At 72.0% G+C, this 21,126-nt stretch carries 26 protein-coding genes; 9 read left to right on the forward strand and 17 right to left on the reverse strand.

The genetic code is table 11. From position 1 onward, the window contains the following. Positions 1-15: 15 nt before the first annotated feature. A complete protein-coding gene (locus ACZ514_RS29450; protein ID WP_469126098.1) occupies positions 16-852 on the reverse strand; it encodes a helix-turn-helix domain-containing protein in 837 nt (278 codons plus the stop codon). Positions 853-1,254: 402 nt separating this feature from the next. Between ACZ514_RS29450 and ACZ514_RS29455 the strand changes: the two genes are divergently transcribed. Further along, positions 1,255-1,578 (forward strand): hypothetical protein, encoded by a 324-nt coding sequence (locus ACZ514_RS29455; RefSeq protein WP_469126099.1) that lies wholly within the window; start codon positions 1,255-1,257, stop codon positions 1,576-1,578. Here ACZ514_RS29455 and ACZ514_RS29460 read toward each other — a convergent pair. Next, a complete protein-coding gene (locus tag ACZ514_RS29460) occupies positions 1,550-1,978 on the reverse strand; it encodes an ATP-binding protein (protein WP_468167521.1) in 429 nt (142 codons plus the stop codon). The genes ACZ514_RS29455 and ACZ514_RS29460 overlap by 29 nt on opposite strands. A 155-nt stretch (positions 1,979-2,133) precedes the next feature. Between ACZ514_RS29460 and ACZ514_RS29465 the strand changes: the two genes are divergently transcribed. From ACZ514_RS29465 to ACZ514_RS29475, 3 genes are read left to right on the forward strand one after another with little or no spacing between them, the layout of a single operon-like run. Continuing rightward, the gene (locus tag ACZ514_RS29465) at positions 2,134-2,991 is read left to right on the forward strand and encodes a helix-turn-helix domain-containing protein (RefSeq protein WP_469126100.1); all 858 of its coding nucleotides are present in this window, start codon (positions 2,134-2,136) and stop codon (positions 2,989-2,991) included. Further along, the gene (locus tag ACZ514_RS29470; RefSeq protein WP_469126101.1) at positions 2,988-3,233 is read left to right on the forward strand and encodes a DUF397 domain-containing protein; all 246 of its coding nucleotides are present in this window, start codon (positions 2,988-2,990) and stop codon (positions 3,231-3,233) included. Before ACZ514_RS29465 ends, ACZ514_RS29470 begins: the two co-directional genes overlap by 4 nt. A gap of 42 nt (positions 3,234-3,275) precedes the next feature. After that, entirely contained in the window at positions 3,276-5,171 is a 1,896-nt protein-coding gene (locus tag ACZ514_RS29475; protein WP_469126102.1) for a WD40 repeat domain-containing serine/threonine protein kinase, read from the forward strand. A 21-nt stretch (positions 5,172-5,192) separates the two neighbouring features. Here the strand turns inward: ACZ514_RS29475 and ACZ514_RS29480 are convergent, their stop codons facing one another. After that, the gene (locus tag ACZ514_RS29480) at positions 5,193-5,549 is read right to left on the reverse strand and encodes a winged helix-turn-helix transcriptional regulator (RefSeq protein ID WP_469126103.1); all 357 of its coding nucleotides are present in this window, start codon (positions 5,547-5,549) and stop codon (positions 5,193-5,195) included. A 73-nt stretch (positions 5,550-5,622) separates the two neighbouring features. On the opposite strand from ACZ514_RS29480, the gene ACZ514_RS29485 reads away from it, so the two are divergent. Beyond that, the gene (locus ACZ514_RS29485) at positions 5,623-6,282 is read left to right on the forward strand and encodes an NADPH-dependent F420 reductase (RefSeq protein ID WP_469126104.1); all 660 of its coding nucleotides are present in this window, start codon (positions 5,623-5,625) and stop codon (positions 6,280-6,282) included. Between the two features lie 101 nt (positions 6,283-6,383). Here the strand turns inward: ACZ514_RS29485 and ACZ514_RS29490 are convergent, their stop codons facing one another. The 5 genes from ACZ514_RS29490 to ACZ514_RS29510 form a co-directional block, all read right to left on the reverse strand. Then, positions 6,384-7,715, reverse strand: coding sequence for a dicarboxylate/amino acid:cation symporter (locus tag ACZ514_RS29490; protein WP_468167509.1), 1,332 nt, complete (start codon positions 7,713-7,715; stop codon positions 6,384-6,386). 519 nt (positions 7,716-8,234) lie between these two features. Beyond that, the gene (locus ACZ514_RS29495; protein WP_468167507.1) at positions 8,235-8,540 is read right to left on the reverse strand and encodes a DUF4229 domain-containing protein; all 306 of its coding nucleotides are present in this window, start codon (positions 8,538-8,540) and stop codon (positions 8,235-8,237) included. A gap of 79 nt (positions 8,541-8,619) precedes the next feature. After that, entirely contained in the window at positions 8,620-9,180 is a 561-nt protein-coding gene (locus ACZ514_RS29500; protein ID WP_469126105.1) for a GNAT family N-acetyltransferase, read from the reverse strand. 117 nt (positions 9,181-9,297) lie between these two features. After that, positions 9,298-10,461: an aminofutalosine synthase MqnE gene (gene mqnE, locus ACZ514_RS29505; RefSeq protein ID WP_468167503.1), complete on the reverse strand. Its 1,164-nt coding sequence runs from the start codon at positions 10,459-10,461 to the stop codon at positions 9,298-9,300. A 61-nt stretch (positions 10,462-10,522) separates the two neighbouring features. Continuing rightward, positions 10,523-10,978 (reverse strand): Lrp/AsnC family transcriptional regulator, encoded by a 456-nt coding sequence (locus ACZ514_RS29510; protein WP_042811055.1) that lies wholly within the window; start codon positions 10,976-10,978, stop codon positions 10,523-10,525. A 121-nt stretch (positions 10,979-11,099) separates the two neighbouring features. On the opposite strand from ACZ514_RS29510, the gene ACZ514_RS29515 reads away from it, so the two are divergent. Continuing rightward, positions 11,100-11,234 carry a hypothetical protein gene (locus tag ACZ514_RS29515; protein WP_388939455.1) on the forward strand — a complete coding sequence of 45 codons (135 nt, stop codon included), beginning with the start codon at positions 11,100-11,102 and terminating at the stop codon, positions 11,232-11,234. On the opposite strand, the gene ACZ514_RS29520 is transcribed toward ACZ514_RS29515, so the two are convergent. Further along, complete coding sequence (locus ACZ514_RS29520) at positions 11,231-11,902, reverse strand: UbiX family flavin prenyltransferase (RefSeq protein ID WP_469126106.1); 672 nt, start codon at positions 11,900-11,902, stop codon at positions 11,231-11,233. The two genes, ACZ514_RS29515 and ACZ514_RS29520, sit on opposite strands and share 4 nt — an antisense overlap. A gap of 88 nt (positions 11,903-11,990) precedes the next feature. Here ACZ514_RS29520 and ACZ514_RS29525 point away from each other — a divergent pair, with 88 nt between their 5' ends. Beyond that, complete coding sequence (locus ACZ514_RS29525; RefSeq protein ID WP_468167499.1) at positions 11,991-12,605, forward strand: rhomboid family intramembrane serine protease; 615 nt, start codon at positions 11,991-11,993, stop codon at positions 12,603-12,605. Positions 12,606-12,633: 28 nt separating this feature from the next. On the opposite strand, the gene mqnP is transcribed toward ACZ514_RS29525, so the two are convergent. The 3 genes from mqnP to ACZ514_RS29540 are packed head-to-tail and all read right to left on the reverse strand — an operon-like array spanning position 12,634 to position 15,532. After that, a complete protein-coding gene (gene mqnP, locus ACZ514_RS29530; RefSeq protein ID WP_469126107.1) occupies positions 12,634-13,569 on the reverse strand; it encodes a menaquinone biosynthesis prenyltransferase MqnP in 936 nt (311 codons plus the stop codon). Next, positions 13,566-14,078, reverse strand: coding sequence for a hypothetical protein (locus tag ACZ514_RS29535; protein ID WP_469126108.1), 513 nt, complete (start codon positions 14,076-14,078; stop codon positions 13,566-13,568). Before ACZ514_RS29535 ends, mqnP begins: the two co-directional genes overlap by 4 nt. Continuing rightward, entirely contained in the window at positions 14,075-15,532 is a 1,458-nt protein-coding gene (locus tag ACZ514_RS29540; RefSeq protein ID WP_469126109.1) for a menaquinone biosynthesis decarboxylase, read from the reverse strand. Before ACZ514_RS29540 ends, ACZ514_RS29535 begins: the two co-directional genes overlap by 4 nt. 90 nt (positions 15,533-15,622) lie before the next feature. On the opposite strand from ACZ514_RS29540, the gene ACZ514_RS29545 reads away from it, so the two are divergent. Then, entirely contained in the window at positions 15,623-15,985 is a 363-nt protein-coding gene (locus ACZ514_RS29545; RefSeq protein ID WP_468167489.1) for a PLD nuclease N-terminal domain-containing protein, read from the forward strand. Between the two features lie 10 nt (positions 15,986-15,995). On the opposite strand, the gene ACZ514_RS29550 is transcribed toward ACZ514_RS29545, so the two are convergent. Further along, positions 15,996-16,361, reverse strand: coding sequence for a cupin domain-containing protein (locus ACZ514_RS29550; protein ID WP_468167487.1), 366 nt, complete (start codon positions 16,359-16,361; stop codon positions 15,996-15,998). 101 nt (positions 16,362-16,462) lie between these two features. On the opposite strand from ACZ514_RS29550, the gene ACZ514_RS29555 reads away from it, so the two are divergent. Then, positions 16,463-16,939, forward strand: coding sequence for a MarR family winged helix-turn-helix transcriptional regulator (locus ACZ514_RS29555; RefSeq protein WP_469126110.1), 477 nt, complete (start codon positions 16,463-16,465; stop codon positions 16,937-16,939). Between the two features lie 36 nt (positions 16,940-16,975). Here ACZ514_RS29555 and ACZ514_RS29560 read toward each other — a convergent pair whose 3' ends face one another. Genes ACZ514_RS29560 through ACZ514_RS29575 form a run of 4 tightly spaced genes read right to left on the reverse strand, consistent with a single transcriptional unit; the run spans position 16,976 to position 21,107 of the window. After that, the gene (locus ACZ514_RS29560; protein WP_469126111.1) at positions 16,976-17,479 is read right to left on the reverse strand and encodes an SRPBCC domain-containing protein; all 504 of its coding nucleotides are present in this window, start codon (positions 17,477-17,479) and stop codon (positions 16,976-16,978) included. A 25-nt stretch (positions 17,480-17,504) separates the two neighbouring features. Then, positions 17,505-18,593: a c-type cytochrome biogenesis protein CcsB gene (gene ccsB / locus ACZ514_RS29565; RefSeq protein WP_469126112.1), complete on the reverse strand. Its 1,089-nt coding sequence runs from the start codon at positions 18,591-18,593 to the stop codon at positions 17,505-17,507. After that, positions 18,590-20,329 carry a cytochrome c biogenesis protein ResB gene (resB, locus tag ACZ514_RS29570; protein WP_468167481.1) on the reverse strand — a complete coding sequence of 580 codons (1,740 nt, stop codon included), beginning with the start codon at positions 20,327-20,329 and terminating at the stop codon, positions 18,590-18,592. The genes ccsB and resB overlap by 4 nt, the downstream gene beginning before the upstream one ends. Positions 20,330-20,342: 13 nt before the next feature. After that, positions 20,343-21,107: a cytochrome c biogenesis CcdA family protein gene (locus ACZ514_RS29575; RefSeq protein ID WP_388939578.1), complete on the reverse strand. Its 765-nt coding sequence runs from the start codon at positions 21,105-21,107 to the stop codon at positions 20,343-20,345. Between the last annotated feature and the right edge of the window lie 19 nt (positions 21,108-21,126).

The following is a 21,126-nucleotide window of genomic DNA, read 5'->3' on the forward strand; positions in this document are numbered from 1 at the left end:
GGCGGCAGCGTCGCCCTATGCGGCGAGGGCCGCTTCCGGGGGGCAGTCCCGGCACCGGCCGGGGGCGGGGCCGCGGAAGCCCCGGTCGCAGCCGTCGCAGTTCTGCATCGGGTCGGGCCGCCGGACGGCCCGGAAGGCGGGCGGCGGCGCCACCGGCAGGTGCGGCGGGATCCCCGCCTTGAGCCGGTACGCGAGGAGCGCGGCCGCGCTGCGCAGGTCGGGGGGCAGGTCGGCGGCCAGGGCGAGGCGTACGGCGTGCGGTTCGACGCCCCGTTCCAGCCAGGCCGACAGGTCGGGCGCGAGCCGCTGTACGTCGCGCTCGGAGAGCAGCAGCCGGGGGTCGTCATCGCGCAGCCGGGCGAGCAGGCCGGCGGCGTCCGGATGGGCCGTCGCAGCCGGAGGCGGGGCGGGCGCGGGCGCGGGGTCCGGCTCCGGCTGCGGCAGGGGTACGGGGGCGGGCTCCGGCTCCGGTTCGTCGGCCGCCACGGCCTCCGACTCCGGATCCGGCTCCGGCTCGGGAGCCCGTCCGGCCGGCGGCGGGGGCGGCGGCGGGTCGTCCTGCGGCGGAACGGCGCCGCGCGGGTGGTTGTAGGACACCGTCCGGGTCACGAGCCTGCCCTCGGGGGTCCGTACGGCGGTCCGTTCCAGGTACCCGGCGGCCTCCAGCTCCCGCAGCGCGGCGGCGATCCGCACCTCGCCCTCCGGGAAGCGCGCCGCGAGCTGCTTGATGCCGATCCTGGTACCGGCGGGCAGCGACTGGATGTACACCGCGAGCCCGATCGCCACCAGCGACAGGGCCTCGTGCTGGGCGAGGTGATTCCCGACCACGAGGTAGTTCTCGGTGTGCCGCACGTTGACGTGGATGACACCCGATGGGACGGTCCCGGCGCGAACACGGGACGAGGCGCGCACACGCGCGTTAGGCTTCTTGAACGCCATTGGGAAGCGGTACTTCCTGTTTGGTCAGGCCCTCGCCCGGGATGCCCGTCCCGGCGGGGGCCGTCTCATGTCTGATGTTGTGCGGCGAGCATATGCCCGCCAACCCTCCCGAAAGCCAGCCGAGTTGGCAGAGTTCACCCGAGTGAGTGAGCGGGGGGACGGAGGGGGGGTTGGGTGGTTTTTACCCCGGTACTTAGGTGGTTATGTCGTGGGTCGCCGGGTCCCGGCGGCCCACGTCCCGGATGAGTACGCGGACCACGGATCCTGAGTACGCGGGCGCAGGCGGCCCGCCCCCGCGGCGGCTTGACTGGACCCATGCACGAGACCCCCCGCGCCCCCGGCTCCCCCGCGTCCCCCGCGTCCGGCACCGCACTGGCGTGGGCCACCGCCCTGGCCATGGCCCTCATCCCGGTGGCGTTCCTCTTCGGGGCCCTTGCCGGGATGGCCGAGCAGGTCCACCCCGGGACCGTGGCGGTCGTCAAGGTGTTCTGGCTGGCCTCCTGGACGGCCGCCCCGCTGCTCGCCCTCGCCGGACGGCTGCTCCGCCGACGCCCCGCGCTGGCCGCCGCAGGACGCTGGGCGGGCTGGATCGCGGTGATCCCGGCTCCGGTCACGATCCTGCTGGCGAGCGGCCTGTAGGCAGGTCCACCTCCGCCCACACCGCCTTGCGCGGCGGCGGCCCCTGCTCCACCCCCCACCGGTCGGCCAGCGCCTCCACCACGGCCAGCCCCCGGCCGCCCTCGGCGCTCGCGTCCGCCTCCCGGAGAACCGGGACCCGGTCGCGGCAGGTGTCCGCCACCGCGATCCGGAGGGTCCCGCCCTCGAGGCTGAGCACCACCATGAAGTCCCGCCCGGGCACCCGCCCGTGGGTCACGGCGTTGGCCGCCAGCTCCGCCACGATCAGCCCGGGATCCTCCGTGGGCAGCCCCCACCCGTGCAGCCTCTCCACCACGAGCTGCCGCGCCTGCCGGGCCCCCCGGGGAGTGGCGGGCAGCCGGACACCGAACTGATGTGCAGAGCACCAGATTTGAGTCGTCACATCACCCAGCGTGGGCTGCCGTGACTACCGTGAGAAGCGGTACCGCCGGTGCGTCCGGGGTTTGTCCCGCGCTTGTCCGGCGCTGTCCCGGCTGTCCTGACGGCCGCTTGGGCAGGGGGCGTTGAGGTATTCGGTGCGTCGGAGGTGGGGCACGCATGACGGTGGACAACGACGGTACGGAAGACGCGGGCTGGGAGGTCGACCCCGAGGACGAACAGGGAGCGGCGGTCCTGGCGGCGCTGGGCCGCCAGCTGCGGACCTGGCGGGAGAAGGCGGGCATGAAGGCCGCCGCGTTCGGGGTGGAGATCGGGTACGGGGAGGACCTGGTCCGCAAGGTCGAGTCGGGCAAGCGGATCCCGCGCTCGGAGTACCTGGACAGGGCGGACGAGGTCTTGGGCGCGGGCGGCCAGATCGCCGCGATGAAGGCGGACATGGAGCAGGTCCGCTACCCGAAGAAAGTGCGGGATCTGGCCAAGCTGGAGGCCAAGGCCGTGGAGATCGGGGTGTACAGCACTCATCTCGTCCACGGGCTGCTACAGACTCCGGAACACGCTCGGGCGCTCTTCGAGATGCGGCAGCCCGCCTACGTGCAGGACGAGATCGAACGCTACGTGAACGCACGGATGGCCCGCCGTTCCGTCTTCGACCGGGAACCGGCTCCGTCGCTCACCTTCGTCCAGGAAGAGGCGTCCCTGCGACGCCCTATCGGAGGCACAATGGTGTGGCGGCGGCAACTCGAACGCCTGTTGGAGCTGAGCAGGTTGCGACATGTGTCGTTCCAGGTGATGCCGGCGAACCGCGAGGTACACGCCGGGATGGACGGCGGAATCGAAGTGCTGAAGTTCGAGAACGGCACTGCGGTTGGCCGCTCGGAAGGCGCCTTCGGGGGACGGCCGGTCGCGGATCCGAGGCAGCTCAGGATCCTCGAACTCCGCTATGGCATGATCCGAGCCCAGGCGCTGACACCCCTGGAGTCTCGTGACTTCGTCGAAGAACTGCTGGGAGAGACATGATCCACAACTCCGGGTTGGTCTGGTTCAAGAGCAGCTACAGCAGTGGCAGCGAGGGCGACTCCTGCGTCGAGGTGGCCCACAACTGGTTCAAGAGCAGCTACAGCGACAGCAGTGACGGCAACGACTGCGTCGAGGTGGCCGCCACCCCCGCCGCCGTCCACGTCCGCGACTCCAAGGACACCGCCCTCCCCCACCTCACCTTCGGTGCCACCGCCTGGGCCGGGTTCCTTGCGGCACAATGACCCCTCGCACGCGCAGTAGTTGAACGGGGCCCAGGGGGCGGGATGCAGCCGGGGGAGCAGTTGGCCGGGCGGTACCGGCTGGACGTGCCGCTCGGGCAGGGCGGGTTCGGCGAGGTCTGGCGGGCCTTCGACGTCGAGCTGGGCCGGGCCGTGGCGGTCAAGGTGCTGCTGGCCTTCGACGCGTCGGAGGAGCAGCTGGGCCGGTTCCGCCGCGAGGCGGCCATCGGGGCGCGGCTCCAGCATCCCGGCATCACCGTCGTGCACGACATCGGCCGCCACGACGACCGGCTCTTCCTCGTGATGGAGCTGCTCGACGGCCAGGACCTCGCCCACCGCCTGGCCGCCTCGCCCGGCGACGGCCTCCCCCTCGCCGAGGCGCTCGGTCTGGCGCTCCAGACGGCGGAGGCGCTGGCCGCCGCGCACGCGCAAAAGGTGGTGCACCGGGACCTGAAGCCCGGGAACCTCTTCCTCCTCGGCGACGGCCGGCTCAAGATCTGCGATTTCGGCATCGCCCGCACCGCCGACGCCACGAGCGGGCTGACCACGACCGGCAAGGTGTTCGGGACGCCGCCCTACATGGCCCCGGAGCAATGGCGCGGCGAGCAGGCCGACGGGCGCTGTGACGTGTACGCCCTCGGGTGCGTGCTGTACGCGCTGCTGACCGGCGCGCCGCCGTTCGCCGGCACCGACCACGCCTGGGTGCTGATGCGGATGCACCTGGAGGAGGAACCCCCGCCCCTGGACTCCGTACGGGCGGACGTGCCGCCCGCGCTCGCGGAGCTGGCGGCCGCGCTGCTGGCCAAGGAGCCCGCCGACCGGCCGGACGCCCCGGCCGTCGCCGAACGGCTGCGCGCGGTGCTGAGGGGCACGGCCGTCCCCGCCGGGGTGCCCGACGTCCCCGCCCCCGGCCCGCGTCCCACGGCCGCCCGGCCCGGCCGCCGGGGCGTCCTGCTCGGCGGGCTCGGGCTGCTGGCGGGGGCGGGCGGCGGGACGTACGCCCTGCTGCGGCTGAGCGGCGGCGGCGAGGACGCGGGCGGGCCCGGCGCGGGCGGGGTGCGGCTGGCGCGCAGCCTCACCGGCCACACCGGTCCCGTGGGGGCGGTGGCGTTCAGCCCCGACAACAGGATCCTGGCCAGTGGCGGCGGCGACCGCAGCCTGCGGTTGTGGGACGCCCTCAGCTGGCGGGGCAGCGACCCCTTCCCCGGCTTCGAGAAGCCCGTCGCCTGCCTGGCCTTCAGCAACGACGGCACCACCCTGGTGGCCGGGAGCGACCGTCTCCTGCACCTCTACGACGTCGGCGGCCTCGCCGAAGCGGGGGTCCTGACCGGCCACACGGCCCCGGTCCGGGCGGTGGCGTTCAGCGTGGACGGCACCACCCTGGCCAGTGCGGGAGAGGACGGCACCATCCGCCTCTGGGACTTCGCGGACCGCTCGCAGCCGGCCGTGACCCTCACCGGACACGCCCGGCCGGTCACCTCGGTCGTGTGCAGCCCCGACGCGAAGACCCTCGCCAGCGGGGGCGAGGACGGCACCATCCGGGTGTGGAACCTCCCCAGCCGCAAGGCCACCGCCGCCTTCACCGGTCACACCGGGCCCGTGGCCTCGGTGGCCTTCAGCGCCGACGGCGGGCTCCTGGCCAGCGGCAGCGCCGACGGCACGATCCGCCTCTGGGACCCGGTCGCCCGCACCGGCGCCTCAGCCGGCACCCTCAGCGGCCACAACAGCCCCGTCCGTTCGGTGGTGTTCAGTCCGGACGGCAGGACACTGGCCAGCGGCGGCGGCCGTACCGTCCGGCTGTGGGACGTCGCCACCCGCACCCACCGGGCGACCCTCAACGGGCACACGGCCGCCGTGGGCTCGGTCGGGTTCAGCCCGAACGGCGCGACCCTCGCCAGCGGCAGCGACGACGCCACCGTCCGGGTGTGGAAACTGGCCTGACGGGGCGAGGCCCAGGGCCGGTCAGTCCGGCTCCGTGGCGGACTGCTGGGCGGCCATGACCTGGTCCCCGTACGCGAACCCCCAGGCGCCGACCGCTTCGATGGGCGCCAGCAGGGTGCGGCCCAGCTCGGTGAGCCGGTACTCGGCCCGTGAGCCGGCGCCGGGGCGCACCCGCCGGTCGACCAGTCCGTTGGACTGCAGCCGCCGCAGGGTCTCGGTGAGGACCTTGGAGCTGATGCCCCCGATCCGCTCCCGCAGGTCGCCATGCCGGCTGGGGCCGTCGCGCAGTCCCCAGATCACCACGGAGTTCCACGTGTTGGAGAGCAGGTCGAAGCCGAGGCGGGCCCGGCAGTCGGCGAGGAAGGCGTCGGTCGTCACGTACCGAATGGTGCCCGAACGGCCTTCTAGCGTCGATGCGAACGGTCCGAACAGGCACGAAGGGCAACACGTGATGAGAATCGGCGTACTGGGCACGGGCAACATGGCCGACGCGCTCGCCACCCACTGGGTGCGGGCCGGGCACGAGGTGGTCATCGGGGGACGGGACCCGCACAAGGCGCAGCGGCTCGCGGCAAGCATCGGGGGCGGGGCGCGGTCCGCGGACCTGCGTACGGCGGCCGGATCGGGCCAGGTGGTGCTGGCCGCGCTGCCCTTCGGGGCGGGGGCCGAGGTGGTGGGGGAGCTGAGCGCGGTCCTGGAGGGGAAGGTGCTGCTGGACTGCTCCAACCCGATCGGGGCCGGTTTCCGGCTGCTGACCGGGGAAGGCCCCTCCGCCGCGCGGCGTCTGGCCGCCGCGGCGCCGGGGGCCCACGTGGTCAAGGCCTTCAACCTCTGCCACGAGGACGTGTGGCGGATGCGGCCGCCCGTCTTCGGCACGCGGCCGCTGGCCGTACCGGTCTGCGGGGACGACGGGACGGCCCTCGCCCTCGTGCACGGGCTGGTGCGGGACGTGGGCGGTGAACCGGTGGCCGGCGGCGGTCTCGACCGGGCGGGGCTGCTGGAGGCGACCGCCGCGCTGTTCATCGGCCTGTGGGTGGGCGAGGGGGCGGACGCGCAGGCGATAGCGCCTCCGCTGGCCTTCGCGACCGGCCCGGGCGGCGGGGAAGCGTAAGGCGGCACGGTCCCGGCCGCGGCACGCGCGGGGGCGCCCCGGATCGCGGTGATCCGGGGCGCCCCCGTCCGTTCGGCGCGCGGCGCGCCGCGCGCGCCGGCTCAGGCGGCGACGGGCACCGGGGCCGCGGCGGCGGAGGACGGCTCGTCCAGCGGGGAGGACGAGGCGGAGGCGTAGGCCTCCTTGTCGAGGATCCCCTCACGGGCGGAGACGATGACCGGGACGACGGCCTGGCCGGCCACGTTGGTGGCGGTGCGCATCATGTCCAGGATCGGGTCGATCGCCATCAGCAGGCCGACGCCGGCCAGCGGCAGGCCGAGCGTGGAGAGGGTCAGCGTCAGCATCACGGTCGCGCCGGTCAGACCGGCGGTGGCGGCGGAGCCGACCACCGAGACGAAGGCGATGAGCAGGTACTCCTTGATGCCGAGCTGCACGTCGAAGATGTTCGCGATGAAGATCGCGGCGAGCGCCGGGTAGATCGCGGCGCAGCCGTCCATCTTGGTGGTCGCGCCGAACGGGACGGCGAAGGAGGCGTACTCCTTCGGCACGCCGAGGCGTTCGGTGACCTTCTGGGTGACCGGCATGGTGCCGACGGAGGAGCGGGAGACGAAGGCCAGCTGGATCGCGGGCCAGGCGCCCTTGAAGAACTGGACCGGGTTGACCTTGGCGACCGTCGCGAGGAGCAGCGGGTACACGCCGAACATGACGAGCGCCGAGCCGATGTAGACGTCGGCGGTGAAGGTGGCGTACTTGCCGATGAGGTCCCAGCCGTAGCTGGCGATGGCGGTGCCGATGAGGCCGACGGTGCCGACGGGGGCGAGGCGGATGACCCACCACAGGGCCTTCTGGAGGAGTTCCAGGACGGACTCGGCGAGGTTCAGCACGGGCTGGGCCTTGCTGCCGAGCTGGAGGGCGGCGATACCGGCGACGGCGGCCAGGAAGACGATCTGGAGGACGTTCAGCTCGGTGAAGGGCGTGACGATGTCCTTCGGCACGATGCCGGTCAGGAAGTCGATCCAGGAGCCGTGCCGCTTGGGCTCCTTGCCGTCGGCCGGGGTGAGGCCGGTGCCGGCGCCCGGGTCGGTCAGCAGGCCTATCGCGAGGCCGATGCCGACCGAGATCAGCGAGGTGATCATGAACCAGAGCAGGGTGCGGGAGGCGAGCCGCGCGGCGTTGTTCACCTTCCGGAGGTTGGTGATGGACACCAGGATGGCGAAGAAGACGAGCGGGGCGACGGCCAGCTTGAGGAGCTGGATGAAGATGTCGCCGACCTGCTCCAGCGTGGTCTTCAGCCAGCTGATGTCCTGGCTGCGGGCGAGCCAGCCGAAGAGGACGCCGAGCACGAGGCCGGTGACGATCTGGGCCCAGAAGGGGAACCTGAAGGACGTGGAGGGGGCCTTGGCGGGAGCCTGGGCCTGGGGGGACGCGGACACGACACTCTCCGGGGGACGCACGGACGTACGGCGGAAGGTTTCTGCAAGGGGTGCGGTACGGCGGCAGCCGGAAAAAGGGGCCGGGCCGGCCGGGGACCGCTGCTGGCGGAGCCTCAGCGGCAACAGCAACAGGCCGCGGACACGCGGCGGCAGAAGTCGACGTGCAGGCGCGCCACGAGCAGGACGCTCTGGCTCATCGGGTGCGCGGCTGCGGTCAACATGGTGAACACGCTAACACTCCTGCTTTGAGAAACTCAAAGAGATGCTTTGAGAACTGATCGCGCGGGAGTGGGCCCGGCGGGCCCGTCGGCCCCCGGGAACGACGAAGCCCCAGCGTGGCGGGGGGAGTTCCCGGCGCTGGGGCGTATCGGTGGACGGAAGACCGCGGGACGGCTGTGACGAAGCCAACCGGCTCCGCGCCGGCCGGACGTCAGGCGTCAGCCCGGCGACAGCCTGCCCGGCGTCAGCCCGGCACGGCGACAGCCGGCCCGGTTCGGCTCGGACTCCGCCGCGTTCGGCTCACGCACGCGCGGCGTCGTCGGCCGCGTCCTCCTGGCTGCGGTTCGCGGCGAGCTTCTCCTTCGCAACCGCGACGCGGCCGGAGATCTGCGCGGACATCTCGTCGCGCTGCTTGCGCAGCAGGACGAAGGAGAGCGGGGCGGAGATCACCAGGGCGAGCAGCACGACCCAGGCGAAGTTGGCGTCGCCCAGACCGGCGGGCACCCAGCCCAGGTTGACCAGGACGGCCACGATCACGAGGCACCCGACGAAGATGCCCAGCCGCATCGCGGTGTAGCGGATCGTCGCGCTCGGCTTGAGGGCCACGGTGACCCCTCCCTCTCTTCTACGTCGGCACGTGCCCGTCCAGTGAAGCACGCCGGGGCCCGCCCCCGGGCCGGTGGGGTCAGCGCAGGGGCAGCAGCATCGTGATGTCGTCGCGGTCGTCGCCGGGGGCCACGCGGATCGCGCCGGGCACCCGGCCGACCTCCTGGTAGCCGCAGGCCGCGTAGAAGCGCTCCAGACCGACCCCGCCGCGGCACTCCAGGCGGATGGCCTCGATCCCCTCCAGCGAGCGCGCCGCGTCGGCCAGGGCGGCCATCAGCTCCCGTCCCGCACCCCGGCCCTGGAGGGAGGGGGCGACCATCACCGTGTACGCCCAGACCCAGTGCTTCCGCAACGGGTGCGGCTCGAAGGCGAGGAACGCGACGGCCTGGACCGCCCCGTCGGCGTCCTGCCCGACCAGCAGCCGGTGACGGCCCTCGGCCAGCGCGACGAGGTGCTTGACCAGCGCGGGCCGGATGTCGTCGAGGGTGACGGGAGGGACGAAGCCGACCGCGCCGCCGGCATTGGTGACCTCGGCCCACAGCTGCGCGATGCCTTCGCGCAGGGCGGGGTCCACGACCGGATCGAAGGTGAAGGTGAGGGAGGCGGAGGAGGCAGAGGAGGGAGAGGCGGTAAGGGTCATTATCGAAGAGTATCCATTACTCATGGCGGGGGCAACGGATCTCCGGAGCCCTCCGGACACACGGGAGCCCCGGTCCGCCGGGGACCGGGGCTCCTGTCGGCGCGGGGCGTCGGTCCGTCAGACGCGCATGGCCTGCGGGGACTCGCGCAGGGAGGCGTCCGGACCGGGGTACTCGCGGATGATCTCGTAGCGCGTGTTGCGCTCGACCGGGCGGAAGCCCGCCTCGCGGATGAGCTCCAGGAGGTCGTCGCGGCCCAGCTTGTTCGGGGTGCCGTAGTTGTCCGCGTCGTGCGTGATCTTGTACTCGACGACCGAGCCGTCCATGTCGTCCGCGCCGTGCTGGAGCGCGAGCTGGGCGGTCTGCACGCCGTGCATCACCCAGAAGACCTTCACGTGCGGCACGTTGTCGAAGAGGAGGCGCGAGACCGCGAAGGTCTTCAGGGCCTCGGCGCCCGTGGCCATCGTCGTCCGCGCCTGGAGCCGGTTGCGGACCTTGCCGTCCTTCATGTCCACGAAGTCGTGCTGGTAGCGCAGCGGGATGAAGACCTGGAAGCCGCCGGTCTCGTCCTGGAGCTCGCGCAGCCGCAGCACGTGGTCCACCCGGTGGCGCGGCTCCTCGATGTGCCCGTAGAGCATGGTGCTCGGGGTCTTGAGGCCCTTCTCGTGCGCCAGGCGGTGGATCCGCGACCAGTCCTCCCAGTGGGTGTCGTGGTCGACGATGTGCTGGCGGACCTCCCAGTCGAAGATCTCCGCGCCGCCGCCGGTGAGCGATTCCAGACCGGCCTCGATCAGCTCGTCGAGGATCTCGGAGGCCGGAAGGCCGGAGATCTTCTCGAAGTGGTGGATCTCGGTGGCCGTGAACGCCTTCAGCGAGACGTTCGGCAGCGCCTCCTTGAGGGCGGACAGGGAGCGCGGGTAGTACCGCCACGGCAGGGTGGGGTGCAGGCCGTTGACGATGTGCAGCTCGGTGAGGTTCTCGTTCTCCATGGCCTTGGCCAGGCGGACGGCCTCCTCGATCCGCATCGTGTACGCGTCCTTCTCGCCCGGCTTGCGCTGGAACGAGCAGTACGCGCAGGAGGCGGTGCACACGTTCGTCATGTTGAGGTGGCGGTTGACGTTGAAGTGGACCACGTCGCCGTTCTTGCGCGTGCGCACCTCGTGGGCGAGACCGCCCAGCCAGGCCAGGTCGTCCGAGGCGTAGAGGGCGATGCCGTCCTCACGCGTCAGCCGCTCGCCGGAGCGGACCTTTTCCTCCAGCTCGCGCTTGAGCCCCGCGTCCATGCCGGTGTCTCCTCTACCTGTCCCTGTCCAGACCTGTCTGCAACCGCCACCCACCGTACTCTCAGGCGTCCTCGGGCAGCTCGCCGACCCGGTTCTCCCACTTGGTGGAGAGCACGATGGTGGTGCGGGTGCGGGAGACGCCCTTGGTGCCGGAGAGCTTGCGGATGATCTTCTCCAGGCCGTCGACGTCGCTGGCGCGGACCTTGAGCATGAAGGAGTCGTCGCCGGCGATGAACCAGCAGTCCTCGATCTCCGCGAGGTCGCGCAGCCGGCGCGCCACGTCCTCGTGGTCGGCGGCGTCGGAGAGGGAGATGCCGATCAGCGCGGTGACGCCGAGACCGAGCTCGGCGGCGGCCACCGTCGCGCGGTAGCCGGTGATGACGCCGGCCGTCTCCAGCCGGTTGATGCGGTCGGTGACGCTGGGGCCGGAGAGGCCCACGAGACGGCCCAGCTCCGCGTACGAGGCACGACCGTTCTCACGGAGTGCCTGGATGAGCTGCCTGTCCACCGTGTCCATTACGTGGAGCCTTCCATTATTCGGCGATCCTGCAAGTTTAGGTATAGAATCAAAGGCACACAGGGTCAACACCCTGTGAATCTTTCAACAGATCAAAGACGATCTTCAGGAGTGGTTCACCGTGTACACGATCGAGGCGGCCTACGCGCACATGCGACAGCTCCAGGAGCTGGCCAACCGATCCCGCACCGACCAGCCCGCCGCCGCCCACCGCGTCGACCGCACCCGCAAGCCGCGCACCCAGAAGAAGCGCTAGTCACGGGGGCGGGCGCTGCCAAGCTCCCCCTCCCAACGGCGGTACAGCCGGTGCGGCACGCCCGCCGCGTCGAGCACCCGCCCCGCGACGAAGTCCACCAGGTCCTGGATGTGCGTCGCGCCCGCGTAGAACGCCGGAGAGGCGGGCAGCACGACCGCGCCCGCTTCGTCCAGCGCCACCAGATGCCTCAGCGTCTGCCCGTTCAGCGGGGTCTCCCGCACCGCGACCACCAGCCTGCGCCGCTCCTTGAGCGTCACGCTCGCGACGCGTTGGAGCAGGTCCTTCGACAGCCCCAGCGCCACGCCCGCCACGCAGGCGGTGGACGCCGGCACGATCAGCATCCCCTTGGCCGGGTACGAACCCGAACTCGGCCCGGCCGCCAGGTCCCCGGCACCCCAGTACCGCACCCCGTCGAGGTCGGACCCCGCGAAGGTCCCCGGCTTGCCGTCGGCGCCGCGCGCCAGCCACTCCCCCAGGTCCGCGCGCCAGTGCGCGTCCCGGAACGCGATCCCGGTCTCGTCCAGCAGGGTGAGCCGCGAGGCCCGGCTGACCACCAGGTCCACGCTCTCGCCGGCCGCCAGCAGCCCCCGGACCACCGCCGCCGCGTACGGCGTCCCGGACGCCCCGGAAACCCCGACCACCCACGGGGTGCGCTTGCCGTCAGTCATACCTCCGAGACTATCCGGCCACGACGCGGCGGCACTCGGTAAGGTGTCCGCACGTCCCAGGGGGTGGGACGGCACGAGGGGGAACACCATGAGCGCGACGACGACGGCCGAGCCGGCCTGGAGCCGGACGGACCGTGCGAAGGCCGCCGCCAAGCTGATGCTGGGCTGGGTGGCCCTGCTGTGGCTGATCGAGGTCGTCGACCACGCCACGGGGCACGCTCTGGACGCGTACGGGATCGTCGGCCGCGACCCGGACCGCCTCACCGGTGTGCTCACCGGGTCCTTCCTGCACTTCGGCTTCGGCCACGTGGCCTCCAACAGCGTCCCCCTGCTGGTCCTCGGCTTCATGGCCGCCCTGTCCGGGATCCGGCGCTTCCTGGCGGTGTGCGCGCTGATCGTCCTGGTGGACGGCATCGGCACCTGGCTGATCGCCCCGTCGGACGGCATGACCCTGGGTGCCTCGGGCGTCGTCTACGGACTCTTCGGCTACGTGGTGGTGCGCGGGTTCGTCGAGCGGAAGGTGCTCGGCGCCCTGGTCGGCGTGGCCGTCGCCGCGTACTGGGGCGGCGGGTTCTTCCTCGGCCTGCTGCCGCTGGACCCGACCATCAGCTGGCAGGGCCACCTGTGCGGGCTGGTGGGCGGGGTCCTGACGGCGCTGTACTTCCGCCGTCCGGCGCCCCGGCGGGCGCCCCTGCTCAGCTGACGGCCGAACCCGGTGGTGGGCCGCACGGTCATCGGACCGTCAGACCCCGCACCACCAGATCCGCCAGCGCGCACACGAAAAGGGCGATTCCGATGAAGCCGTTGACCGTGAAGAACGCCCGGTTCAGGCGGGACAGGTCGTGCGGCTTGACGATGGTGTGTTCGTAGAGGAACGCCGCCACGACCACCAGCAGGCCGCACCAGAACAGCGCGCCCGCCTCCGTCAGCAGCCCGTACCAGGCCAGCAGGGCCGTGGTGACGACGTGCGCGCCGCGGGCCCCCCACAGGGCCGCCGGGACGCCGAAGCGGGCCGGGACCGAGCGGACGCCCTCCGCGCGGTCGGCCGCCACGTCCTGGCAGGCGAAGATCAGGTCGAAGCCGCCGATCCACACGCCGACGGCCAGGCCCAGGACGGCCGCCTCCCAGGACCACTCCCCCGTGACCGCCAGCCAGGCCCCGACCGGGCCCATCGCCTGGGCCAGGCCCAGGATGGCGTGCGGGAAGTCCGTGAAGCGCTTGCCGTACGGGTAGACCACCATCGGGACCACGGCGACCGGCGCCAGCACCAGGCACAGCGGGTTCAGCAGGGCGGCGGCGCCCAGGAAGACCACCAGCGCGATCCCCGCGCCGGTCCAGGCGGAACGCACCGAGACCGCGCCCGTGACCAGCTCGCGCCCCGCGGTGCGCGGGTTGCGGGCGTCGATCTCCCGGTCGATGATCCGGTTGGCGGCCATCGCGAAGGTCCGCAGGCCCACCATGCAGACGGTGACGAGCAGCAGTTCGGTCCAGTGCACGCGCCCGTCGAGCCGGTACATGGCCGTCAGCGCGGCGATGTAGGCGAAGGGCAGCGCGAAGACCGAGTGCTCGATCATCACGAGCCGCAGGAAGGCCTTGACCTTGCCGGTGGCCCGCGGCGCGGGGCCGGAGCCCGAGCCGGGTCCCAGGACGTCGTCGGCGGTGGTCATGCGAGGCTCCCGCGGAACGTCTCGACGGCGGCCAGCAGCTCCGCCGCCGGGAGCGCGCCCAGTTCCAGGGTCCGCGTCGCGGCGCCCTCTTCCGGCGGGGTGACGTGGGCGGTGATCACCCAGGCCCCGCCGGACGGGCTACCGTCGAGGCGCAGGAAGTTACCGGCCTCCACCGTGAACGGCTCGCCGGCCGCCAGGGCGTGCTGGAGCTGCTCCGCGAAGCCGTCCGCCTCGGCGTCGCGCGCGCCGGGCAGCTCGAAGCCGCCGCCCTCGTCGTCGCCCTCGTCGTCGCCGTCGGAGTCACCGTCGGAGGCCCCGTCGGAGGCCCCGTCGAACATGACGGCCCAGGTGTCGCCGGCGCCCGCGAACTCCTCGGGGCTCACGCCCGCCTCCCGGGCGGCGGTGACCACACCGGGCTGCGTCGGGTCGATCTCGGGGCGCGCCAGGGCCACGTAGGCCGCCTCGGTGCCGAGGAAGAGCTCCGGGCCTTCCACTGCGATCGGGCTCACAGTCCGTACTCCTTCCAGCGCCGGTCCACGAGGGCGGCGGTCGCCGGGTCGGACTCCACCATGTCGGGCCAGCCGCCGTCGCGGGTGTAGCCCTCCTCGGGGAGCTTCTTCGTCGCGTCGATGCCCGCCTTGCCGCCCCAGAACTGCTGGTACGAGGCGTGGTCGAGGTGGTCGACCGGGCCCTCCACCACCGTCAGGTCGCGGGAGTAGTCGGTGTTGCCCAGCGCCCGCCAGGAGACCTCGTGCAGGTCGTGCACGTCGCAGTCGGCGTCGACCACGATGATCAGCTTGGTCAGCGACATCATGTGCGCGCCCCAGATGGCGTGCATGACCTTCTGCGCGTGCTTCGGGTACTTCTTGTCGATCGAGACGATCGCGCAGTTGTGGAAGCCGCCCGACTCGGGGAGGTGGTAGTCCACGATGTCCGGCACGATGATCTTCAGCAGCGGCAGGAAGAAGCGTTCCGTCGCGCGTCCGAGCGGGCCGTCCTCCGTCGGCGGCCGGCCGACCACGATCGACTGGAGCAGCGGACGCTTCCGCATCGTCACGCAGTCGATCTTCAGCGCGGGGAACGGCTCCTGCGGGGTGTAGAAACCGGTGTGGTCGCCGAAGGGGCCCTCCGGAAGCATCTCCCCCGGCTCCAGCCAGCCCTCGATGACGACCTCGGCGTTGGCCGGGACCTGGAGCGGGACCGTCTTGCAGTCGACCATCTCGATCCGCTTGCCCGCGACGAAGCCGGCGAAGAGGTACTCGTCGATGTCGCCGGGCAGCGGCGCGGTGGACGCGTACGTCACGGCGGGCGGGCAGCCGAAGGCGATGGCGACCGGCAGCCGCTCGCCGCGCTTGGCGGCGACCGCGTAGTGGTTGCGGCTGTCCTTGTGGATCTGCCAGTGCATGCCGATGGTGCGCTTGTCGTGGCGCTGGAGGCGGTAGAGGCCGAGGTTGCGCACGCCCGTCTCGGGGTGCTTGGTGTGCGTCAGGCCCAGGTTGAAGAACGAGCCGCCGTCCTTGGGCCAGGTGAAGAGGGCCGGGAGCCGGTCGAGGTCGACGTCGTCGCCGGTGAGGACGACCTCCTGGACGGGCGCGGACTCGCCCTTCACCTTCTTCGGCGGCACGTGGACCATCGAGCCGAGCTTGCCGAAGGCCTCGCGGACGCCGCTGAAGCCCTGGGGCAGTTCGGGCTTGAGCAGGCCGCCGATCTTCTCGCTGATCTCGCCGTAGGACTTCAGGCCGAGGGCCTTCAGCAGGCGGCGGTCGGTGCCGAAGACGTTCATGGCCAGCGGCATCGCCGAGCCCTTGACGTTCTCGAAGAGGAGCGCCGGGCCCCCCGCCTTGTTCACTCTGTCGACGATCTCCCCGATTTCCAGATACGGGTCGACTTCGGCCTTGATGCGCTTGAGGTCGCCCTCCCGCTCCAGGGCCCGGAGCAGCGAGCGGAGATCGTCGTAAGCCATGGGGCCCAGTATCCGCCACCAACTACGCTGGGAGTGTCACCGGGGCCCCGCGGGGCCCCGCCGCCACTGCCCGGGAGTCGGTCCCACACCGTGTTGCGCTATCTGCCGTTCCTGCTGATCATCGCGCTGACCATCTACGCCTTCATCGACTGCCTGAACACCCCGGAGGAGGAGGTCAAGCACCTGCCGAAGACGATCTGGGTGCTGATCATCCTGCTGTTCTCGATCGTCGGCCCGGTGGTGTGGCTCTTCGCGGGCCGTCAGCGCGCCGCCGCCGGCGGTGGCGGCGGCCGGGCGCGCCGGCAGCAGTGGGTGGCGCCCGACGACAACCCGGAGTTCCTGAAGTCCCTGCGCGAGGAGCAGGAGCGGAACAGGAAGACGGACGGGGACGGCCGGGGCGAGGGCGACCAGGGTCAGGGCGGGCCGGGCAAGGGCGGACCCGGCAAGGAGTAGCGCGTACGGGTCACCGCGCCCAGGGCAGGACCCGGGTGCCCTCGGTGCCGGGCACCGCGACGACCCCGTCCGCCCGCATGACCACGTACGCCTGGAAGGTCTCGGGGGCGTGGATCCGGCGCGGGACGTCCGGCGGCAGGACGAGGGTCTGGCCGGCGGACACCTTCTCGGTACGGCCCCCGCAGGTGACCTCGAGGGAGCCGGCGGTGAGCTGCCAGACCTGTTCCCGGCTGACGGAGTGCTCGGGGCCGGTGGATCCGGCGGGCATGTCCACGTGCCAGGTGGAGAGTTCGGAGCTGCCGCGGCTGGGGGCGGCGAGACCCGTCATGGTGGCGTTGGGCGAGACGGTGACGTTCTCGGGGGAAACGCTGATCACGTGCAAGGCGGGTCCTCTTTCATGACGGGGCGGGCGGCGACAGACATGAGTAAAGTCCCTTTACTCATGTGAGTCAAGGGGCTTTACTCGCCTGTGCCACCATGGTCCGCGTGACTTCCCACGAAGAGACTTCCGGCGTCGAACTGACCTTCCTCCTCGGGATCGGCTTCCAGCTGATGCTCGGCGAGTTCACCCGGCGCCTCGCCGAGGCGGGCTACGCCGACCTGCGCCCCCTGCACGGCATGGCCTTCCAGGCCCTCAAGGGGCCGGGCGCCACCGCCAGCGAGCTGGCCGAGCGGCTCGGGGTGACCAAACAGGCCGCCGGGCAGATCGTCGACGACCTGGAGAAGCGCGGCTACGTCCGGCGCGAGCCGCACCCCGGCGGCGGGCGCCGCAAGCTGGTCGTCCTGACCCCGGCCGCCGTCGAGCACCTCGCCACCGCCGGACGCGTCCTGCACGCGCTGGAGGCGGAACTGGCCGGGCGCGCCGACCTCGGCGTACTGCGCGGGGAGCTGGCGCGCGTCATCCGCGCCCTGCACGGGGACGAGGGCCTGCCGCCGCTGCGGCCGGTGTGGTGAGGGAGGGGCGGGGGCCGTCGTGCGGAACGAGCGCGCCTACGTCCGGGAGAAGGACGCGTAGGAGGCGCGCAGCTCCGACCAGCGGGCGTCCGTCCAGGCCGCCCAGTCGGTCGGGTGCCCGGCCATCGCGGCCTCCAGCCGCTCGAAGTGGTCGTGCCAGCCGGCCAGGCAGTCCAGGCGCTCCTCGTCGGAGCCGCCGCGCTCGTTCAGGAAGCGGATCACCGTCGAGTCGGTGCCCACCGCCTCCAGGTGGAAGCGGATCCGCCCGTGCCCGGAGAGCGTGTACTCGGCGACCCGCTCCGTGTCCCAGGCGGTGACCTGCCCTGCTGCGGTGGTGCCGGTGGTGGGCCGGCGCAGCGTGACGGCGCCGCCGAGACGGCGTTCCAGCACGTCCGCCGCCGCCAGCCAGCCGAACAGCCCCTCCGCCGTGGTCAGGGCGGGCCACAGGGCCTCGTACCCGTACGGCAGGTGCATCTCGAAGCGGATGATCCAGCGGCCGGGGCCGCGCGGCTCGCTGGTGGCATGGCTCACAGGAGACATACCACCAGCGTCCCACTCCGCGGGGTCAGACGCCCGCGTACGAGTGCTTGCCGCTGAGCAGGATGTTCACGCCGTAGTAGTTCCAGATCCAGCAGGCGAAGGCGAAGAGCGCCAGGTAGGCGGCCTTGCGGCCCTTCCAGCCCGCCGTGGCCCGCGCGTGCAGGTAGGCGGCGTACGCCACCCAGGTGACGAACGACCAGACCTCCTTGGGGTCCCAGCCCCAGTAGCGGCCCCACGCGTCGCCCGCCCAGATGGCGCCCGCGACGATGGTGAAGGTCCACAGCGGGAAGACCGCCGCGTTGATCCGGTACGAGAACTTGTCGAGCGAGGCCGCCGAGGGCAGCCGCTCCAGCACCGAGGTGCGGAACCGGCCCGGGGTGCGGCCGGCCTCCAGGTGGCTCTCGTAGCTGTCGCGGAACAGGTAGAGCACCGCGCCCGCCGCGCCGATGTAGAAGACCGCGCCGCAGAAGATGGCGGTGGAGACGTGGATCCACAGCCAGTACGAGTGCAGCGCCGGGACCAGCTGGTCGCTCTCGGTGTAGAGCCAGGTGGTGGCGATGCCCAGGTCCAGCAGGACCGTCGTGACCAGGATCAGCCCGAGCCAGCGGACGTTCTTCTTCAGCGCCAGCAGCAGGTACGCGCCGACCGCGACCGTGGAGAAGGTCACCGAGAACTCGTACATGTTGCCCCAGGGGGCCCGCTCCACCGACAGCGCGCGGGCGACCACGCCCGCCGCCTCGATGAGGAAGCCGAGCACGGTCAGCGAGACCGCGATCCGCCCGTACAGGTCGCCCTGCTCGGTGCCGCCCGCCGCGCCGGGACCGTCCGGGACGTCCCGGGTGCCCGACGCGGAGCGGGTCACCACCTCCGGCTTGTCGAGGACGGCCGTGCCCCCGCCCTCGGTGCGCACCCGGACGGCGGGAGCCGCACCGGCCGCCGTCTTCCGCGCCGTCAGCGCGGCGGCCGTACGGCCCACCTTGCTGCGGCTGCCGAAGACCCACTCGGTGATGTGCGCGAGGAAGGCGAGCGTGTAGACCGCCATCGACGCGTAGACCAGCTTGTTGCTGAGATCGGCGAGGCTCTCGTTCGCCGCCGCCGCGAGCAGCGTCGTCATGCGCGCTCCCCCTCTTCTTCCTCTGTGGTCTGTGCTTGCGCCGGACTCGGCGCCCGTTCGTACAGGGCGGCGCAGAGCACCGACAGCTCCTCCGGCAGCTTCGCCGACTCGCTGCGGCCCAGGCCCGCCAGCTCCACGACGGTCAGGCCGTCCTCGCCCCGGACCGCGCGGACCCAGATCCGGCGGCGCTGGATGAACAGGGACGCGGCGAGACCGCCGATGGCGATGACCGCGCCCGCGAGGGCCAGCCCGTCGCCGGGCTGCTGGGTGACCGAGAAGGTGGCCCAGCGCTCGATGCCCTCGAACTTCACGGTGCCCGCGCCGTCGGGCAGCGTCATCGTCTCGCCCGGCAGCAGCCGCTGCTTGAAGAGCTCGCCCTCGGGGTTCTTGAACTCCTGCATCTTGGAGGTGTTCAGCTGGTACACGTTCTGCGGCAGGCCCGCGTCCACGCCCAGGCTGCCGTGGTAGGCACTGAGGGCGAGGACGGGGAAGTCCAGGGCCGGGAACTGCGAGAGCATCGTGCCCTTGCCCTCGCCGGCGAAGGTCGGCACGAACATGGCGTTGAAGCCGAGCTGCTCCTTCTTGCCGTTCTTGTCGCGGTAGCCGTCCGGGACCTTGACCGCGCCCGAGGAGCTCAGGTTGGCGTCGAAGGGCAGCATCGGCACGGCGTCCCTGTAGACCACCTTGCCGGTGGGATCGGCCACCGAGATGACCGGCGCGTAGCCGTGACCCAGCAGGAAGACCTTGGAACCGTCGATCTCCAGCGGCTTGTTGACCTCGATCTCGGCCTTCTTCGGCTCCCCGTGCGCGCCCTCGCTGTAGGTGACGTACGCCTTGAAGTCGCGCGGGGTGCCCTTCTGCGGGCCGGTCTTCTCGTAGGTCGCGTCGAACCGGTCCAGGGTGAACGAGAACGGCGGCAGGTCGTCGGAGGAGAAGAGGCTGCCGGACTTGAAGTCGTCGTACTGGGTGAGCGTGTTCGCGAAGCCCTTGCCGCGCAGGACGAGCTTGCCGCCCTCGGACTTGAGGAGCTGGCCCGCCGCGAAGGCCACCAGCAGCACGATCAGGGCGATGTGGAAGGCCAGGTTCCCGGCCTCGCGCAGGTAGCCCTTCTCGGCGGCGACGGCGTCACCGGCCGCCTCCGTGCGGAAGCGCCGCTTGCCGAGCAGGCTCCTCGCCCCGGCGAGCACCTCCTCGGGGGAGGCCTCCGTACGCCACGTCGCGTACGCCGGCATCCGCTTCAGGCGGCGCGGGGCGCCCGGCGGACGCCCGGTGAGCTGGCCGACGAACTGCCAGGTGCGCGGGATGATGCAGCCGATCAGCGACAGGAACAGCAGGATGTAGATCGCGGAGAACCACACCGAGCTGTAGACGTCGAAGAGCTGGAGCTTCTCGGCGGCCGGCACCCAGAACGCGTGGTCCTTCTTCCACTGGGCGACCTTCATCGGGTCGACCTGCGTCTGGGGGACCAGCGAACCGGGGATGGAGCCGAGGGAGAGCAGGAACAGCAGGATCAGCGCCACCCGCATGGAGGTGAGCTGGCGCCAGAACCAGCGGGCCCAGCCGGTCACCCCGATGCCGACGGGGCCGGCGGCGGCGTCCTCGACGGGGGCGGTGGAGAGCTGGGCCCCGGCGGCGGCGTCGGTGACGGCGTCGGAGTCCGCTCCGGCGGGCTCGGCGCCCGCCCGGGCGGCGGGGTCGTGCGGCGCCTCGGCGGGCGCCTTGTCGGTCGTACTCATGTCCGTGTAGTCCTCAGATCCCCACCGTGAAGCCGTCGGTCCAGCTCTGCATCTCGTTCACGATGCCGGCCCACATCCCCGTGACGAGCAGCAGACCGGTCAGGATCAGCATGGCCCCGCCGATCCGCATCACCCATGCATAGTGCTTCTTCACCCAGCCGAAAGCACCGAGCGCCTTGCGGAAGGCGAGCGCGGCGAGGATGAAGGGCAGGCCGAGCCCGAGGCAGTAGACGGCCGTCAGGAGGGCGCCGCGCCCGGCGGTGGCCTGGTCGATGGAGAGCGTCTGGACGGCGGCGAGGGTGGGACCCATGCACGGCGTCCAGCCGACGCCGAAGAGCACGCCCAGCACGGGCGCGCCGATCAGGCCGGCCGTCGGCTTCTTGTGGAAGCGGAACTCCCGCATGGTCAGGCCCGGGATCGCGCCCATGAAGAAGAGGCCGAGGAGGATCACCAGCCCGCCCATGACGCGGGTGATGATCTCCTTGTTCTCGCCCTGGAAGACGTCGCCGAACTGGCCGAAGAGCGCGCCGGTCGAGATGAAGACGGCGGAGAAGCCGAGGACGAACAGGCTCGCGCCGGCCAGCATCCGGCCGCGCCGGGCCTCGGCGAGGTCGGCACCGCTGACGCCGGTCACGTAGGAGAGGTAGCCGGGGACCAGCGGGAGCACGCACGGGGAGAAGAAGGAGACCAGTCCGGCGAGCAGCGCGATCGGCAGGGCCAGCAGCAGCGCGCCGTTGAGGACCGTGGTGTTCACGCCGGTCGCCCCGGCGGCCAGCAGGAGGTGCGGGGTCACGAGG

It is taken from the genome of Streptomyces sp. NPDC034086, from assembly GCF_055575515.1.